The following is a 17,108-nucleotide window of genomic DNA, read 5'->3' as shown; positions in this document are numbered from 1 at the left end:
GGGGAGGGGTGCATGAAGCTCGACAAGATCGAAACCTTCGTGGTCGCCAACCCGCCGCCGCGCCATGGCGGGCGCTATTTCATATTCGTCAGGCTGACCACCGCCTGCGGCATCACCGGCGTGGGCGAGATCTACAACGCCACCTTCGGGCCCGCGCTGTGCGCGGCGATGGCGGTGGATGTCTTCGCCCGCCAGTTCGAGGGGCAGGACCCGCATCACATCGAAAGGCTGTGGCGGCGCACCTATGGCGCGGGGTTCACCATGCGCCCCGACGTGACGGTGATGGGGGTGCTGAGCGGGCTGGAAATGGCCTGCTGGGACATCATCGGCAAGGCGGCCGATCAGCCGGTCTATCAGCTGCTCGGCGGCAAGGTGCACGACCGGCTGCGCAGCTACACCTATCTTTATCCGCCGCAGGGCGACGTCTATCCCGACCCCGGGTCCGCCAATGTCTACAACGACGCTGATCTGGCGGCGGAGGCCGCGCTGGCCGCGGTCGAACAGGGGTTCACGGCGGTGAAATTCGACCCCGCCGGCCCTTATACGATCCATGACGGCCATCAGCCGCGGCTGGAGGATCTGACCCTGTCGGAACGTTTCTGCAAGCGCATCCGCGAGGCTGTCGGCACGCGCGCCGACCTGCTGTTCGGCACCCATGGGCAGTTCACCGTATCGGGCGCCAAGCGCATGGCGCGGCGGCTCGAGGCCTATGATCCGCTGTGGTTCGAGGAACCGCTGCCCCCCGAAAACCCCGCTGACATGGCGGAGGTGGCGCGGTTCACCTCCATCCCCGTCGCGACGGGTGAGCGGCTGACCACCAAACATGAATTCGCCCGCCTGCTGGAGGCGGGCGCCGCGTCGATCCTGCAAATGAATCTCGGTCGGGTCGGCGGCATTCTGGAGGCAAAGAAGATCGCGTCGATGGCGGAGACGCGGTCGGTGCAGATCGCGCCGCATCTCTACTGCGGGCCGGTCGTGGCGGCGGCAAATATCCAGATCGCGACATGCAGCCCGAATTTCCTGATCCTCGAGTCGCTGGGCCGGTTCGACGGGCCGTTCATCCGCTTCGTCTCCACCCCGATCGTCTGGCAGGACGGCTATGTCATCCCGCCGGACACGCCGGGCCTGGGGGTGGAGCTGAACGACAGCGCCATCGCCGCGAGCCCCTACAGGGACACGGAATTGCATCTCACCATGGCCACCGACCCCGTGTTGCCCTGACGGATGGGGCAGGGCAGGGGGCGTCACGATCCGGGCCGCTGCCCCTGTCGTTGCCCTTGCCGCTGCGCATCGCGGGTCAGCGCCGCGAGCCGGTAAAACCCGTGCGCCATCTTGGTGAAGGGCGTCAGCAGAAAGAACGCCAGCACCGCGCCCAGATGCAGAACCAGCAGCGTCGGCATCCACCCGGTTCCGGTCGCGGCGTAGAGCGCAAGGCCGCTCAGCCCCACAACCCCCAGCAGGCCGATGAATCCGACCTCGCCGCCAAAGGCGTGCGCGGCGCCAAGATCCTTGTCCGCACGCAGCTTGAGGCGGATCATCTCGGCGCAGCCCAGCACCAGCAGGACGCCGCCCGACAGCCCCAGGATCTTGGGCGCCGAAAAGATCCCGTAGGGCGCGGGCATGTCCAGGACATAGTGCATCACGGTCGCAACGCCGGTCGCGGCGAAGCAGAGCAGAAAGCCGTACATCACCGCCTGATGCGCCGCGCGTCGGGCGTGGGTGAAGCGGTCTTCGTCCTCGAAATTGCAGCCGTCGCCATGCCCGCCCTTGAGGTTGCGCATGTTGGCCGCCGACGCGAAGGCCGCGCGCAGATGCGACAGGCGCACTGGCGCGCCGTCGACGGCGCGCCAGTAGCGGCTGAGGCCGATGCCCATGCTGAGCAATGGTAACAGAAAGCTCGGCAGGAAGATCGCGACCATCGCGTTGTGCGACAGCACCGTGTAGAAGCCGTCGCCGCCTGCCGAGGCCAGCGCCTGCGCCGCCCAGAACAGCAGCGCGAAGCCCAGCATCGCCGCTGCCGCGATGGCGACACCGTTTTTCTGAAAGGCTCTGGCAGCCGCACGCGGAACGGCGAAGTCCTCCCAGCTGTCCTGCCGCACGTCGGCCAGTGCCTTGGGCAGGTTCAGGTCGAACTCATGCGGGGCTGTGTATTGGCAGGCGTAATAGCAGCCCCGGCAATTGTGGCAGAGGTTGGCAAGCTGGGTCAGATCGCCGTCGGAAAACGCGCGTTCGGCCTGAAGCGCGGGAAAGACCGCGCAATAGCCCTCGCAATAGCGGCAGGCGTTGCAGATCCCGGCCTGACGGCGGGCCTCCTGCAGAAGATCAGTTCGCATGGGCCGCGGCCTCCCTGCCTGCAATACGTCCGAAGACGGTGCCGATGTTCATGCCGAACCCGGCGAGATACCCCTGACCCAGGATCGAACCCGCCATCGTCTCGCCCGCCGCCCAGAGGTTGGCGACAGGGCGCGCACCGAGGAAACATTGTGCGTTCTCGTCGACCTTGAGCCCGAGGTAGGTGAAGGTGACGCCGGTGCGCAGGCTGTATCCGTAGAACGGCGGCTCGGTGATGGGGCGTGCCCAATTGGTCTTGGGCGGGGTCAGGCCCTCGGTCGCCACGCCGTCCAGCTCGGTCGGGTGAAATCCGCTGTCATCGCCGCAGGCGGCGTTGAATTCGGCCACCGTGCGTTCGAGCGCGTCGGCGGGCAGGCCCATTTTCGCCGCCAGTTCCGCCAGCGTGTCCGCCCTGATCGGCGGAAAGACCGAGGGCATGAAGAGGTTGAGCGATCTGGCGTCGATGATGACATAGCCCACCTGATCGGGCTGCGCCGCCACCAGACGGCCCCAGATCGCGTAGCGCTTGGGCCAGACGTCCTCGCCTTCGTCATAGAACCGCCGGGCGTCCTTGTTGACGACGATGGAAAAGGGGACGCAGTCCAGCCGGGTCACGATGCCGCCGTCGAATTTCGGCGCGCGCCCGTCGATGGCGACGGCGTGGCATTGTGTCGGATCGCCCACCTGCGCGATGCCCTGAGCCAGCAGATCGGCCAGCACCACCCCGCGGTTGTAGGGCGTGCCGCGGATCAGGAAGTTCCTGGCCGTCGGCCCCCAGGCGCGGGCGAGCCAGTCGGTATCGGCCTGAAAGCCGCCCGAGGCCACGACAACCGATGCCGGCGCAAGGCTCTTTTCCTCGCCTTCATGGGTGAAATCGACGCGGGCGATCCGGTCCCCCTCCAGTTCCAGATGGGTGACGGCCGCTTCGTAGCGGACCTCGACCCCCAACGCTTCGGCGGTGCGGTAATAGGCGTTCACGAGGCTCTTGCCGCCGCCGCGGAAAAAGGCGTTGGTGCGGCCCAGCGAAAGGGTGCCTGACAGGGAGGGCTGGAAACGCACCCCGTGCTCCTCCATCCAGGGCAGGCATTCCTCCGAGGTGCGGATGGCGAGACGGGCGAGGTGTTCGTCGGTCTGGCCGCCGGTCACCTTCATCAGGTCGGCGAGGTATTCCTCCTCGGTGTAGCTGTCGACCAGCGGGCCGAGCGGAGCGCGGTGCATGCAGCGAAAGTTGCGCGTGTGGCGCGAATTGCCGCCGCGATAGGGTTTGGGCGCGGTTTCCAGGATCAGCACGCGGGCGCCCGCCTCCGCGGCGGTGATCGCGGCGCAGAGCGCGGCATTGCCGCCGCCGATGACGGCCACGTCGGGGCGGTAGGTCACAGCAGATTGCCGTCGTAGGTGTCGGCCTCAGCGGGACGTGCACGCAGGGCGCGCACGCGGACCCGCTGCGCCGCCTCGATATGGGCGCGCATCGCGGCCTCGGCGGCGAGGGCATCGCGCATCTTGATCGCCTCAAGCACGTCGCGGTGTTCCGCGACCGCCCGGGCCGCGCGCTCGGGTTCGGTCAGGGTCGTCGGGCCGAGGATCATCAGCGCCTTTTGCAGCGTGTGGATGGAGCGGGTCAGAAAGCGGTTCTTGGCCGCGTCCAGCAGCGCGGCATGGAACTGGCGGTTGAGGGTGAAGGCCTCCGGCGCGTTGCCGAGGGAGGCGAGCCCGCGGTTCATGTCGCAAAGCTCCTCGAGTTCGATGTCCGACGCCACACGGGCGGCAAGACGCGCGGCGGTCCCTTCCAGCACGGCGCGCATCTCATAGAGTTCCATCACTTCCGCATAGTCGAGCGAGCGGATGCACGCGCCCTGGCGCGGGATGTGGCTGACGATTCCGTCGGCTTCGAGCTGGCGGATCGCTTCGCGCACGGGGGTGCGCGACATGCCCAGCCGTTCGGCCAGCTCGGTCTCGCGCAGCCGCTCGCCGGGGCTCAGGCGGCCCTCGCGCAGCTCGGTCATCAGGCGTTTGTAGGCCGCGTTGCCCTGCGGGGCGTCGTCGTCGCGCACGGATCATCCTCCGTCAATATTGCATACATTTGGATACGTATGTATGGAGATCGGGTCAAGCCCCGCGCGGCCCGTTCCGGCGGCGGCCGGTCGAGCAGGTCGCGCGTGATCTGCGTGCGTGCGCGGAACAGGACCAGACAGACGGCATCGCGCAGTGGGTGGGCCAAGGCGGCCGCATCGGGCGCACGATCGGTCCAGACGGTCACCTCAGGGACCCTGCCAGATCCGCGAGGGCACGAAGACGCGCCCGTCCGCAAGTTTGCGCGCCGTGCGCAGCAAACCGGCCGATTTCAGCGTGAACCCTTCGGCCATGTCGTAATCCACCAGCACCTCGATCATGCCCGACGCATGTTCAAGCACCATGTCGGCAGGGCCCTGAGCCGGACGTTCCAGCAGGCCGTCGGCGACGCTGCCCGGCGTCAGCGCGCAGGAGGCCAGGCATTGCGCGCCGGTCACCGCCATCGAGGGATGCGCGTTCCACGGCATAAAATAGCGGCAGGCGATGGTGCCGCCCGCGCGCGCGGGCGCCAGCAGGCCGAATTTCGGGGTAACGGATGTCGACACGTCGCCCATGCCCATGGCGGCGCCCGCCTTGAGACGCAGTGCCTCCATCCGGGCGAAAAACCCCCGGTTCGCGTCCAGTTCGGCCGCGCTTTCATGCCCGCTCAGCCCGAAATCGGCCGCGCGGGCGATGACCATGGGCATGGCCACGTCCATGCAGGTGACCTCGATCCCGTCGAAGTTGTCGCGCAGGTTGCCGGTGGGCAGGAAAGCCCCGGTCGACGACCCGACCACCCCCATGAAGTTCAGCGCCACCGGGGCGCCGGTGCCGGGTACGCCCGCGATTTCCGTGTCGCCGTCGTAGCTGAGCACGCCGCCCGGTGTCTGGACCCTGGCGAGAACCCTCGCGCCGGTATTGACCGCGCGGATCTTCACCTCGGTCAGATCGCCCGTGGGCGCGAGCAGCCCCATCTCAAGCGCGGCGGGGCCGACGCCCGAGAGGATATTGCCGCAGGTCGGTTTGAAATCGACCTGCCGATCCTCGACCGAGACCTGTGCGAAGAAATAATCCACGTCGGCCCACGCATCGTCGGAGGGCGAGAGCATGGCGACCTTGGTGGTTACCGCCGCCCCGCCGCCGATTCCGTCGATGTTGAGCGGGTGACCCGAGCCCAGCACGCCGATCAGCACTTGCGCGAGGGTTTCCGGGTCCTCCGGCAGATCGGCGCGCTTGAAATACGGCCCGCGCGAGGTGCCGCCGCGCATGAAGAGATAGGGAATGGCTGTCTGGGTCATCGGGGGGGTCCTCAATTCAGCGGCCAGGGCAGATCGATGGCGCCCTGCAACAGGCCCGGCGGGAAATCGCGGTTCAGCGCGCCGCCCATGGTGCACATCAGCGCGATGCCGCCGGCGGTCAGGATCAGGGTCCTGGGCCAGGAGGTCTGTGCGCGCACCCGCAGAAAGATGACCAGAAAGCCCAGCAGCGCGAGGATGAACCCCACGACATAGGTGGCCGCGATCAGCCCGAGAAACCACGCCAGCGTGCCCCAGAGGCCGTAAGGCGCATCCGCGTCCTCGCCCGCGACCTCCTTGTCGGCGAAGACCATATCGGTCTCGGGGCGCAGGATCATCTGCACCAGCAGGATCATCAGCGCGGCCAGCGTGATGCCCCCGATCACGAGCGGCACGATCTTGTCGGTCATGTTGAAGTTCGGGATGAGCGAGGCATTGACCAGAGCGGCCACCACATAGGCCGTGATGCACAGCAGAAAGATCATCGGCGCCCGCTTGGAGCCGGAGCGCACGTCGCCCTCGGCCATGATCGATCTGGCCTGACGCAGACCCAGCACCACCGAGACCACGGTGACGATCAGCAGAACGATCACGATGGGCGAAAAGACGTAGTCCATGCCTTGGTCGAACGACTTGCGAAACCGGAAGGAGGCGATCTGGAACGCCTGGTTCGAGAATTTCTCGATCGGGTTGGACAGCACGAAGCCGATCAGGAAAGCCGGACGCGACCAGTCGAAGCGGCGCAGGAAGATGCCGATCAATCCGATGGTGAACAGCGCCAGGATATCCTCGAAGTTCTGCCCCGACTGGAACGCCGCGAAGGAGATCAGCATGAACAGAAACGGCGCCAGATAGGTGAAGCGGATGGTGGTCAGTCGCGCGATGCCGCCCGAGGCCGCGATGCACAAGAGCGTGCCCACGACATTGGCCAGCGCCAGCAGCCAGACGATGGAATAGGTGATGTCGAGGTTGTCGCGCAGCATCGACGGGCCGACCTCGATATCGCCCGCGCCCAGAAGCGCGATCGCGCCGATGAAGATCGCCATCGAGCCCGAGCCGGGAATGCCGAACAGAAGGGTGGGAACCAGGCCGCCGCCTTCCTTGGCGTTGTTCGAGCTTTCCGGTCCGATCACGCCGCGGATCTCGCCCTTGCCGAACTGCGACTTGTCCTTCGTGGTCTGGACGGTGTGGCCATAGGCGATCCAGTCCACGACCGAGCCGCCGAGACCGGGGATCACCCCCACCACCACGCCGATCAGCGAGCAGCGCACCGAAAGCCATTTGTTGGCCACCCAGTCGCGGACCCCTTCGCCCCAGCCCGCGCCGAGCGTGGCCTCCTTGGAAATGGAGCGGTCCTGGCGCAGCAGCGAGACGATTTCGGGCACCGCAAAGACGCCGAGGCCCACGATCACCAGTTTCAGACCGTCGATCAGATAGGGAATGTCATAGCTCGCCATGCGCAGGGAGCCGCCCGCGTCGGCCTCGCCTATGGTGCCGATCAACATGCCGAGCCCCGCCGCCGCCAGACCCTTGAGCGCCACGCGCCCCGCCAGAATCGCGACCATCGACAGCCCCAGAACGGAGATCATCAGCATTTCCGGCAGCCCGAAGGCCAGCACCAGCGGCCGTGCGACGACGATGAACAGCGTCAGGAAAAGCGCGCCGACCAGCCCGCCGAAAAGCGATGAGGTGAAGGCGGCCGACAGCGCCCGCGCGGCCTGACCCTTCTTGGCGAGCGGGAAGCCGTCGAGCACCGTCGCCTGGCTGGCGGATGATCCGGGGATGCCCATCAGCACCGAGGCGAACGTGTCGGAGGTCGGCACGACCGCCACCATGCCGATCATCAACGCCAGTCCCAGCACCGGGTCCATGCCGAACATGAAGGGCAGCAGCAGCGACAGCCCGGCAATGCCGCCGAGGCCGGGAAAGACACCGACCGCAAGACCCATGACAACGCCCAGGACAAGATATCCCAGAACCGTGGGTTGCAGAATGAGCGCCCATGCCTCGCCAAGGGCGGGCAGGGCGGTTGCGAAGACATCCATCGCCCCGACCTCGATTTTTGTGAAATGTAAGGAAGCGGCCCCGGCAGTCGCCGGGGCCGACGGGCCCCGCTTATTTCAGCGAGACGCCATAGGCCTCTTGCAGCCAGTTGGTGACATAGGCCTTCGCCTCCGGCGACACGGTGGTGCCCGCCTTGGTGGCCTTTTTCGCGCCCTCGCCGACGAAGACGTCATATTTGCCGACGCGCTTGCTGGCGATCTTGGCGAAATCGTCGCGATTGCGCACCGCGTCGAAGGCGGCGGTGTAGGTGTCGATCACCTCCTGCGATGTGCCCGCGGGCAGAAAGGCGATCTTCTGCACCGGGAATCCGGCGATGAAAAATGCCTTCCAGGCGTCCCATGCCTCACCGCGCGTCTCGCAGCCGTCGGTGGCTTCGCAGACCTCCTTGAAGGTGGGGATGCCGGGGAAGGTCGGATCGCGCACGATGTCGCCGTCCTCGTTCAGCGCGCCCCAGGTCATCATCGGCACGGCGCGGCCCTGTTCGACGAGATCGGCCGAGGCGCCGAGATAGCTCGACGAGGTTTGGTAGTCGATCGTGGCTTCGCCGCGTTCGAACATCAGGCGGCCGTCGCCGCGCCCCTTGATGCCGAACACCGGCTCGACGTTCATGCCCAGCATCTGCCAGGCCAGCAGCGGCACGAGGTCGAGCCGCGTCGCCCCCTGGGAGCCGTAGATGAAGTCGATGTCCTTGAGGTTGTTGGCGGTGCCGTCGAACTTGGCGCCATCCTCGGGGTTCAGATAGGCGACGCCGCCGGTGCCCGATGCCATGACCGGATTCCAGTCGCTGTATTCGTAGCGCACGCGCGGGTCATCCAGCAGATAGGGAAACTGGGTGGAGCCGGAGGTGCCGAACAGCAGCGTGCCATCGCCGTCCGTCTGGTTCTGGAACCAGTTGGCCCCCTTGGTCGAGCCCGCGCCGGGCATGAATTTCACCACGACTGTCGGCTTGCCGGGCAGTTCCTGCGACAGCAGTGGCGCGAAGAAGTTGGCCCATTTGGCCGAACCGCCGGTTTCCGAGAACGGAATCACCCATTCGACGGTCTTGCCCGACAGATCGACCTGCGCCATGGCCGGTGCCGCGAGAAAGGCGGCGGATGCGATCGAAGCGGCGAGATACTTGATAGTCATAGATGTCCTCCCATAGACGTATTTGACCGGCCAGGCAGGGCCTGCCGACATCTCCGATTTCGGTTAAAGGGACCTTGCCCCTCCTCCAACGCGGGCATCCTGCCGCACCAAGCTTGCACGAAACTTGCACAACATGATTAAGTTTTAGCCCATGCGCATTGCAGTCATCGAAGACAACGAATCGCTGGCGCAGGGGATCGCGCACCGCCTGCGCGACCGCGCCCATTCCGTCGATCTGCTGCATGATGGCGAAGAGGCGGATGCGTTTCTCTGCCGCGAGGGCGCCGATCTGATCGTGCTCGACCGCAACCTGCCGGGCTGCGACGGGCTGGAGGTGCTGCGCCGTCTGCGCGGCCGGGGCGACGGCACGCCCGTGATCCTGCTGACCGCGCGCGCCGAAACCGCAGAACGCGTCGCGGGTCTGGATGCGGGCGCCGACGATTACCTGATCAAGCCTTTCGAGATGGATGAGCTGGAGGCGCGCCTGCGGGCAATGGCGCGACGAAAGAACCTGATCTTTTCGGCGCGCGACACGCTGGGGCCTTTGGTGTTCGACCGTGCCGACAGGCAGCTGCTGGAGGGCGACCGCCCACTCGCCTTTCCGCGCAAGGAGCTGGCGACGCTGGAATGCCTGCTGGAACGGCGCGGGCGCATCGTGTCCAAATCCCAGCTCATCACCCATGTCTACGGCACCGGTGCCGCGCTCGGGGACAGCGCGATAGAGCCGCATGTGTCGCGATTGCGCAAGCGGTTGGAACCCTACGGCATCACCATCAAGGCGGCACGCGGTCTGGGATACCTGCTGCTAGTCGACGGGACATGAACAACATGTCGCTGCGCACGCGGCTGTTTCTGCTGATCCTGCCGCCGCTGCTGCTGGTGTCGGTCCTGTTGGGGTCGTGGCGGTTTCAGGTGGCGCAGCACACCTCGGAGGAGCTGTTCGACCGCAGCCTTCTGGCGGCGGCGCTGGCAATATCGCGCGACGTGGCGATCTCGAACGGGGACGCGCTGTCGCCCACCACCCGCGATTTCATCTCCGACGCGGGCGGAGGAGAGCTGTTCTATCATGTCACCGGCCCCGGCGGCATTTATGTGACCGGCTACGCCTATCCGCCGGTGTCGGAGGCGGGCGGCGGGCGCGCCGGGACAGGGCGTGCCGGAACGGGGCGCGAAGGGCTGCGCTATGCGAACGCCACGTACCGAGGGGAGCCGGTGCGCGTGCTGCGCATGACCGAAAGCACCACGATCGGCAATCTGACCGGCGATACGGTGGTCACCGTCTGGCAGCGCGAAAGCGACCGCAACGCCTTTGCCGCAGCGCTGGCCCGCCGCGCCGTGGCGCTGATCGTCAGTCTGATGGTCACGCTGGCGCTGGTCGTCTGGTTCGGGGTCAAGATCGGGCTGCGGCCCCTGCACGACCTTCAGGATGCGATCCGTCACCGCTCGCCCGACGATCTGCGCGATATCCGCCGCGCCGTCCCGGCCGAGGTGTCCGGCATCGTGGCGACGCTGAACCGGTTGTTCGGCCAGGTGCGTCGCAATATCGAGGATCACCAGGCCTTTATTTCGGACGCGGCGCATCAGCTGCGCAACCCCGCCGCCGCCCTGCTGTCGCTGGCGGAGATCCTGCCCGATGTGCACGACCCCCGGCAACGCCGTGCGTGCCAGCAGGAGCTGATCGCCGCGGCGCGCAAATCGGCGCGGCTGGCGAACCAGCTGCTGTCGCTGGAACGGCTCCGCTACGAGAATGCGCCCGCGTTGGAGCCGGTCGAGCTGAACGAGGTCGCGGAGCGGGTGTGCAGCGAATTCGCGCCCGCGGTGCTGGCCCGCGACATCCGGTTCGAATTCGCGCCATCCGAGAGCGCGCTGGTTGTCGAGGGCGATGCGGTGCTGATCGGGGAGGCTTTGACCAACCTTCTGGAGAATGCGCTGAAACACGGCGGGCCGTCGCTGGCATCCATCGTCGTGCGCACCGCGGAGCAGGACGGCGCGGCCGTTGTGAGCGTCGAGGATGACGGCATCGGCATTCCGCCCGACAGGGCGGATGCGGCCTTTCAGCGGTTCGGGCAGCTTCGCGAGGGCGAGGGCAGCGGCCTGGGACTGTCGATCGTCAAGGACATCCTACGCCGCCACAACGGTCAGGTCCGCCTGCTGCCCAGGGCGCGGGGCACGGCGGTGCAGCTGAAACTGCCCCTGCCGTAAGCCGCGCCGCGTCCCTTGTGGCCGCCGTGACGCTGGCACCGACAATTGCGCGCACGAGCTGGCGGACCAGGCTGTGCCCGATCAATGATGCACCAACATCGGGCGGGAATTTTCCGCATCGGCAGACCCTGTCCGGGAACGCCCTCTGCGCGAAGGCAGCAGATGCCTCGTGTCGGAATATGGCGTATGCTCCCTCCATACGGGGGCATTGACTCTGCCAGGCTTTGATTTGAAGAATATTTAGGCGGATCGAGAAAGGATATCCACACATATGTCCGATGCTCTGCGCATCAGAACAGGGGAATTCGGCCGCGTCGCCTTGCTCGACATGGACCGCTCCCTGGTGCGCCACGCGCATCCGCATTGTCATGTCCTGCTCAAGGTCGATGGTGCCGACACCTCGTTTCTCGTGGGCGACGAGGTTGCGCATCTGACCGATACGAGCGCCGTTCTGATCAATGCCTGGACGCCCCATGCCTATGTGCATCGGCCGAACGCACCGCGCACGATTATCCTCGCCCTATACATAGAACCCACGTGGCTGGCCGGGTTCCGTCCGAACTGGGCGGCGAGCGCGGGCGCCGGGTTCTTCGAGAAGACGACCGATGCGATCACCCCGACCATACGCAGCCAGACCATGGATCTGGCTGCGAGCATGGTCCACACGCCGACCGCGGTTGCGGAACATGAAAGCCGGCTCGGCGAATTGATGATCGCGGTGATCGAACGGTTCACGGAGTGGCGCTCGGTCGGGAACAACCTGCGCGACGCCGCGCGCAATCACAACATCGACTGGCGCGTCGCCAAGGTGATCGACAAGCTGCGCCGCGATTCCGGCGGCGTGAGCAATATCGACAATCTCGCCGACACCGCCGGCATGAGCCGCGCCAACTTCTTCCGGGTGTTCGAAAGTTCGACCGGCGTCACGCCGCGCGTCTTTCACAACATGATCCGCATCGAAAAGGCCGTGAATGCGGCGGTTTCCAGCGACATCAGCTTCGGCGCGCTGTCCGATACGCTCGGCTTCACGACGCAGGCGCATTTCACGCGCTTCTTTCGCGACCATTCGGGCGTGACCCCGTCGAGCTTCCGCTCGATTTCACGTCTCGGAGAGGTTTCGGATTTTCTGCGCATTTGAGACTCCTCGGTAAATTCTGCGCCCCCCGACAATCGGTTTCCGCATCTTCTCCGCTTATCCTGCCTTCTCCATGACGTGATGGCCCGGGAGGAGGAGCTGAATGGCGAAGGACATGCCCCATCACTCGCTGCAGCGGGTGGAAGACGCGCCGCTCCTGACCGGGCGCGGGCAGTTCTTCGACGATCTGCCGGTGCCGCAGGGCACGCTTCATGCGGCCATCCTTCGCAGCCCCCACGCCCACGCGCATCTGCGCGCGATCCGCGCGGATGCGGCGCGCCGTCTTGAGGGGGTGCACACCGTCCTGACCGGCGAGGATTACGCCAGCGTTGCCGCCCCGCTGATGGTCGGCGTCAAGCTTCCCATCGAATGCTGGCCGATTGCCCGCGACAAGGTGCGGTATTCGGGCGAGCCGGTCGCGGTCGTCCTGGCCGAGGACCGCTACACCGCGGAGGATGCGCTCGATCTGATCGAGGTGGACTACGACATGCTCCCCGTCGTGCTCGACCCGGTACAGGCGCTCGCCGCGGACGCGCCGGTTCTGCATGACAAGATGGGCGGCAATCTCGGCTCCGACCGGCAATTCAGCTACGGCGATCCCGAGGCAGCCTTCGCGGCGGCGGATAAAACGATCGCCATGTCGGTGCGCTACCCGCGCAATTCCTGCACCCCGATAGAGACCTATGGCGTGCTCGCGCAGTGGGACCCGCATGGACAATGCTTCGACGTCACGGCGAATTTCCAGGGGCCCTTTTCGATCCACCCGGTCATCGCGCGCGCGCTGAAGGTGCCCGGCAACCGCCTTCGCCTCAGGACGCCCGAGGACTCCGGCGGCAGCTTTGGCGTCAAACAGGGCGTCTTTCCCTATATCGCCCTTCTGGGGGCCTGCGCCCGCATCGCGGATCGGCCCGTGAAATGGGTCGAGGACCGGCTCGAACATCTCACCGCCTCGGTTTCAAGTACGAATCGCGCGATCACCTTGCGCGCGGCCGTGCAGAACGACGGGCGGATCACCGCGCTCGACTACGATCAGATCGAGGACGTGGGCGCCTATCTGCGCGCGCCGGAACCGGCGACGCTCTACCGGATGCACGGCAACCTGTGCGGGGCCTACGATGTCGCGAACCTCGCCGTGCGCAACCGTATCGTGATGACGAACAAGACGCCGACCGGCCTTAACCGGGGCTTCGGCGGGCCGCAGATCTACTTTGCGCTCGAACGCCTGATGCAGCGTATCGCAAGTGAGCTGGGGCTCGATCCCATCGACGTGATCCGCGTCAACCTGATCCCCACCGAGGCCTTCCCCTACAAGACCGCGAGCGGTGCGACCTACGATTCCGGCGATTACGTGCAGGCGTTCGAGACCGCGCTGCGCGACGGGCGTTATCGCGACCTCGTCGCCCATCGCGACAAGATGCGAGCGGCGGGCAAGATGTATGGGATCGGCCTGACGGTCGCCGTCGAGCCGTCGGTTTCGAACATGGGGTATCTGTCGACGGTACTGACGCCCGAAGAACGTGCGAAATCCGGCCCGAAGAACGGCGCGCAATCGAGTGCGACCGTGCATATCGACCCGGTGGGCACGATCACGGTCCAGCTCGACTCCGTCCCGCAGGGGCAGGGGCACAGGACGGTCGCCGCGGGCATCGTGGCCGAACGCTTCGGGCTGCCCGCCACCAGCGTCACGGTCATTGCCGCGATGGACACCTCCAAGGACGCATGGTCGATCGCGGCGGGCAATTACGCCAGCCGTTTCGCCGGGGCCTCGGCGGGCGCGGTCTGCGTGGCCGCCGACCGGCTGCGCGACCGGATCGCGCGGATCGCCGCGGCGCAGCTGAACGCAAAGCCCGACGAGCTGAGCTTCGAAGACGGCAAGATCTTTGTCACCGGCAACCCGGACGCCGCTCTGCCCTTTGCGCGCGTCGCCTCTGCCGCACATTGGGCACCGGCCACCCTGCCTGAGCTCGACGGTTCGCCGATCCGCGAAACCGCGATCTGGACCGCGCCGGAACTGGCCGCCCCCAATGACGCGGACGAGATCAATTCCTCGCTCTGTCACGGGTTCATCTTTGACTTTTGCGGGGTGGAGATCGACCCGGACACCTACGCGGCGCGCGTCGACCGCTATCTGACGATGCATGATTGCGGCACGATCCTGCACGAAGCCATGGTCGAAGGCCAAATCCGCGGCGCGTTCGCCCACGCCATCGGCGCGGCGCTCTATGAGGAATATGCCTATGACGAAGACGGCGCGTTTCTGGCGGGCACCTTCGCGGATTATCCGGTGCCCACGGTACACGAGATCCCGGCCCTCGAAATCCATCATATCTGCACCCCGTCCCCGCTGACGCCGCTGGGGGCAAAGGGCGTGGGAGAAGGCAACTGCATGTCGACGCCCGTATGCGTGGCAAACGGCATCGCCGATGCGCTGCGCCCGAGCCGCGGAGAGGTCGATCTGACCCTGCCGCTCAGCCCCGCGCGTATCGCAGCGTTCATGCCGGACGAGCCCGAGGCCCCCGAAGGCCTGGAAAAGCCCCGGGAGACGGGCGGCAAGGGCTTGTCAGGCAAGGGCGAGGCACGGGTGGGCGCGTCACCGCAGGAGATCTGGGATCTACTGATGGATGCCGAACAGCTCGCCGCGATCATCCCGGGCGCGCATGGCGTAAAACGCCTGTCGCCGACGCGCTTCCTTGCCGATGTCACGCTTGGCGTCGGTCCGGTAAAGGGCCGCTACCGGGTGGATGTCGCGCTCTCGAACCTCGACGAACCCCGTTCGGCGGTCCTCAACGGCAAGGCATCCGGGGCGCTCGGCACCGGGGCGGGATCCGGCACAGTCACGCTCAGACCCGACGCGACGGGCGGCACGATCATCGGCTATGCCTATGAGGCGTCGGTCGGCGGCAAGGTCGCTGCGGTCGGCGGGCGGCTGCTCGACGGGGCGGCGAAGATCGTGATCGGCCAGTTCTTTGCCGCGCTTGGCCGGAAGGCGGGCGATACGGCGCCGCGTCAGGGGCGTCTCGCCCGCCTGCGCGCCCTGTTCGGAGGCGCGTCATGAAGCCCGCACCCTTCGATTACATCCGGTGCGACAGCCTCGACGAGGCGGCAAGCGTCATTGCCGAGACGGGCGACGGCGCGCGCGTCATCGCGGGGGGGCAGTCTCTCATGGCGATGCTGAACATGCGGCTTGCGCGGCCCCGCGTGCTGGTCGACGTCATGGCTGCCCCGCAGGCACGGACTGTCGAGACGCGCGACGGCGCACTGCGCATCGGTGCCGGCGTGCGCCAGGCCGCGCTGCTGGCCCGCCCGGATCTCGCGTCGCTCAACCCGCTTCTGGCCAAACTGCTGCCTTGGGTCGGGCACCCCCAGACACGCGCGCGCGGCACGATCTGCGGTTCGGCCGCCCATGCCGATCCGTCTGCGGAAATCCCGCTCGCGCTCTGCGCCCTCGACGGCACGGTGATCCTGCGCCGAGGCCGCAAGATGCGGCGCGTCGCGGCGCGGGAATTCTTTCTGGGGATGATGCTGACGGAAAAGGCCGACGACGAGCTGATCGAAGCGGTCGATTTCCCGTTCCTTCCCGCGGGCACCGGCACCGGATTCGTCGAGGTCGGGCGTCGCAAGGGCGATTTCGCCATCGTCGCCTGCGCCGCGACAGTCACGGGAAAGCGGACGCGCCTTGCGATCGGCGGGGTCAACGACACACCGATCGTCCAGGATTGGGACGCGCTGTCCGCGGACGACGAGGCCGACGCGCTCAATGCGCTGGCCTGGTCGCTCGATGCGCGGGACGATCTGCACGCAACCGCCCGCTATCGGCGCGACCTCGTGCGCCGGCTCGGCACCCAAGCTCTCAAGGAGGCGCGCACATGCGCAAGTTGATCGCAGAGGAAAAGCACCTCGTGCGCTTTGTGCTGAACGGCCGCCCCGCGCAGATACGCGTCGCGCCGCGCATGTTGCTCAGCGACGCCCTGCGCGCCGAACTTGGCGCGACCGGCACGCATGTCGGGTGCGAACACGGCGTCTGCGGGGCCTGTACGGTGCGCATCGACGGTGCGATGGCCCGCAGCTGCCTCACGCTCGCGGTCCAGATCGACGGCGCGCAAATCGACACCGTCGAAGGTGTCGCCACCGCGCCGGGGCGGCTGTCCGTGCTGCAGGAAGCGTTTCGAAAGCACCACGCCCTGCAATGCGGATTCTGCACGGCCGGGATCGTGATGTCGCTCGACACGCTTCTGCGCGATGAGCCGGAGGCCGACGAAACCCGCATCCGGGACGTCCTGTCGGGGCACCTGTGCCGCTGCACCGGCTATCATGCCATCGTTCAAGCGGCTCTCGAGGCCGCGGATACGTTCAGGAAGGAAACGGAAAATGCTTGATCTCGGACGCTCTCTCATCGCGAGCGTGTCCCGCGCACCGGATGCCCTCGCCCTCGTGGACGGGGACATTCGCCTGAGCTATGCCGACTGGTTCGGCCAGATCTCGGCGCTGACGCAGGCCTTGGCTGAAATCGGTGTCGCAAAGGGTGACCGGCTCATCACCGCGTTTCAGAACAACCGGGCGGCGGCCACGGCACATTGGGCCTGTCAACTGGCCGGGATCACGATCGTTCCGGTGAACTGGCGCGCCACGCCCGACGAATTCGCTTTTTTCGTCGCGAACAGTGCCGCGCGCGCCGTCATGTTCGACGCCTCGAGCGCCAGCTCGGTCCTTGCGGCCGACGGTGTCTCGGATCTGCCCCGGATCGCCTATGAAACTGACGCCCCCGGTGCGCATCGGTTCGATGAGATCGTCGCGCAAACGGTGCCGGATGCCTCCCCCCAGGCCGACGCCGAAGACTGGTCGATCATGCTCTACACCAGCGGGACGACCGCCAAGCCCAAGGGCGTGCCGCGCCGCCATCGGGC

At 66.7% G+C, this 17,108-nt stretch carries 14 protein-coding genes; 8 read left to right on the top strand and 6 right to left on the bottom strand.

Going from position 1 to position 17,108, the window contains the following annotated elements; all coding sequences use genetic code 11:
• Nucleotides 1–12: 12 nt before the first annotated feature.
• A complete protein-coding gene (locus ACU0BR_RS00170; protein WP_446154814.1) occupies nt 13–1,221 on the top strand; it encodes a mandelate racemase/muconate lactonizing enzyme family protein in 1,209 nt (402 codons plus the stop codon).
• 23 nt (nt 1,222–1,244) lie between these two features.
• On the opposite strand, the gene tcuB is transcribed toward ACU0BR_RS00170, so the two are convergent.
• The 6 genes from tcuB to ACU0BR_RS00140 all read right to left on the bottom strand — a co-directional run bounded on the left by tcuB (nt 1,245) and on the right by ACU0BR_RS00140 (nt 8,867).
• On the bottom strand, nt 1,245–2,333 hold the full coding sequence (gene tcuB, locus ACU0BR_RS00165) for a tricarballylate utilization 4Fe-4S protein TcuB (RefSeq protein WP_446154813.1): 1,089 nt from the start codon (nt 2,331–2,333) through the stop codon (nt 1,245–1,247).
• Nucleotides 2,323–3,708, bottom strand: a complete 1,386-nt coding sequence (tcuA, locus tag ACU0BR_RS00160) for an FAD-dependent tricarballylate dehydrogenase TcuA (RefSeq protein WP_446154812.1) — start codon at nt 3,706–3,708, stop codon at nt 2,323–2,325. The genes tcuB and tcuA overlap by 11 nt, the downstream gene beginning before the upstream one ends.
• Nucleotides 3,705–4,382, bottom strand: a complete 678-nt coding sequence (locus tag ACU0BR_RS00155) for a GntR family transcriptional regulator (RefSeq protein ID WP_446154811.1) — start codon at nt 4,380–4,382, stop codon at nt 3,705–3,707. Before ACU0BR_RS00155 ends, tcuA begins: the two co-directional genes overlap by 4 nt.
• Nucleotides 4,383–4,589: 207 nt before the next feature.
• Complete coding sequence (locus ACU0BR_RS00150; protein WP_446154810.1) at nt 4,590–5,678, bottom strand: 4-oxalomesaconate tautomerase; 1,089 nt, start codon at nt 5,676–5,678, stop codon at nt 4,590–4,592.
• An 11-nt stretch (nt 5,679–5,689) separates the two neighbouring features.
• Nucleotides 5,690–7,720, bottom strand: a complete 2,031-nt coding sequence (locus ACU0BR_RS00145) for a tripartite tricarboxylate transporter permease (protein ID WP_446154809.1) — start codon at nt 7,718–7,720, stop codon at nt 5,690–5,692.
• A 70-nt stretch (nt 7,721–7,790) separates the two neighbouring features.
• Entirely contained in the window at nt 7,791–8,867 is a 1,077-nt protein-coding gene (locus tag ACU0BR_RS00140; protein WP_446154808.1) for a tricarboxylate transporter, read from the bottom strand.
• A 151-nt stretch (nt 8,868–9,018) separates the two neighbouring features.
• On the opposite strand from ACU0BR_RS00140, the gene ACU0BR_RS00135 reads away from it, so the two are divergent.
• From ACU0BR_RS00135 to ACU0BR_RS00105, 7 genes are all read left to right on the top strand, one after another.
• Complete coding sequence (locus ACU0BR_RS00135; RefSeq protein WP_446154807.1) at nt 9,019–9,690, top strand: response regulator transcription factor; 672 nt, start codon at nt 9,019–9,021, stop codon at nt 9,688–9,690.
• 5 nt (nt 9,691–9,695) lie between these two features.
• Nucleotides 9,696–11,069 (top strand): sensor histidine kinase, encoded by a 1,374-nt coding sequence (locus ACU0BR_RS00130; protein WP_446154806.1) that lies wholly within the window; start codon nt 9,696–9,698, stop codon nt 11,067–11,069.
• A 271-nt stretch (nt 11,070–11,340) separates the two neighbouring features.
• Nucleotides 11,341–12,207: a helix-turn-helix transcriptional regulator gene (locus tag ACU0BR_RS00125; RefSeq protein ID WP_446154805.1), complete on the top strand. Its 867-nt coding sequence runs from the start codon at nt 11,341–11,343 to the stop codon at nt 12,205–12,207.
• A 100-nt stretch (nt 12,208–12,307) separates the two neighbouring features.
• Nucleotides 12,308–15,259: a xanthine dehydrogenase family protein molybdopterin-binding subunit gene (locus tag ACU0BR_RS00120; protein WP_446154804.1), complete on the top strand. Its 2,952-nt coding sequence runs from the start codon at nt 12,308–12,310 to the stop codon at nt 15,257–15,259.
• Complete coding sequence (locus tag ACU0BR_RS00115) at nt 15,256–16,083, top strand: FAD binding domain-containing protein (RefSeq protein WP_446154803.1); 828 nt, start codon at nt 15,256–15,258, stop codon at nt 16,081–16,083. The genes ACU0BR_RS00120 and ACU0BR_RS00115 overlap by 4 nt, the downstream gene beginning before the upstream one ends.
• Nucleotides 16,071–16,580, top strand: coding sequence for a (2Fe-2S)-binding protein (locus ACU0BR_RS00110; protein ID WP_446154802.1), 510 nt, complete (start codon nt 16,071–16,073; stop codon nt 16,578–16,580). The genes ACU0BR_RS00115 and ACU0BR_RS00110 overlap by 13 nt, the downstream gene beginning before the upstream one ends.
• Nucleotides 16,573–17,108 (top strand): AMP-binding protein (locus ACU0BR_RS00105; protein ID WP_446154801.1); only part of this gene is annotated, 536 nt, incomplete at its 3' end. The genes ACU0BR_RS00110 and ACU0BR_RS00105, both read left to right, overlap by 8 nt.

It is taken from the genome of Brevirhabdus sp. (assembly GCF_052826345.1).
This window is presented reverse-complemented; position numbering and strand designations above follow the sequence as displayed.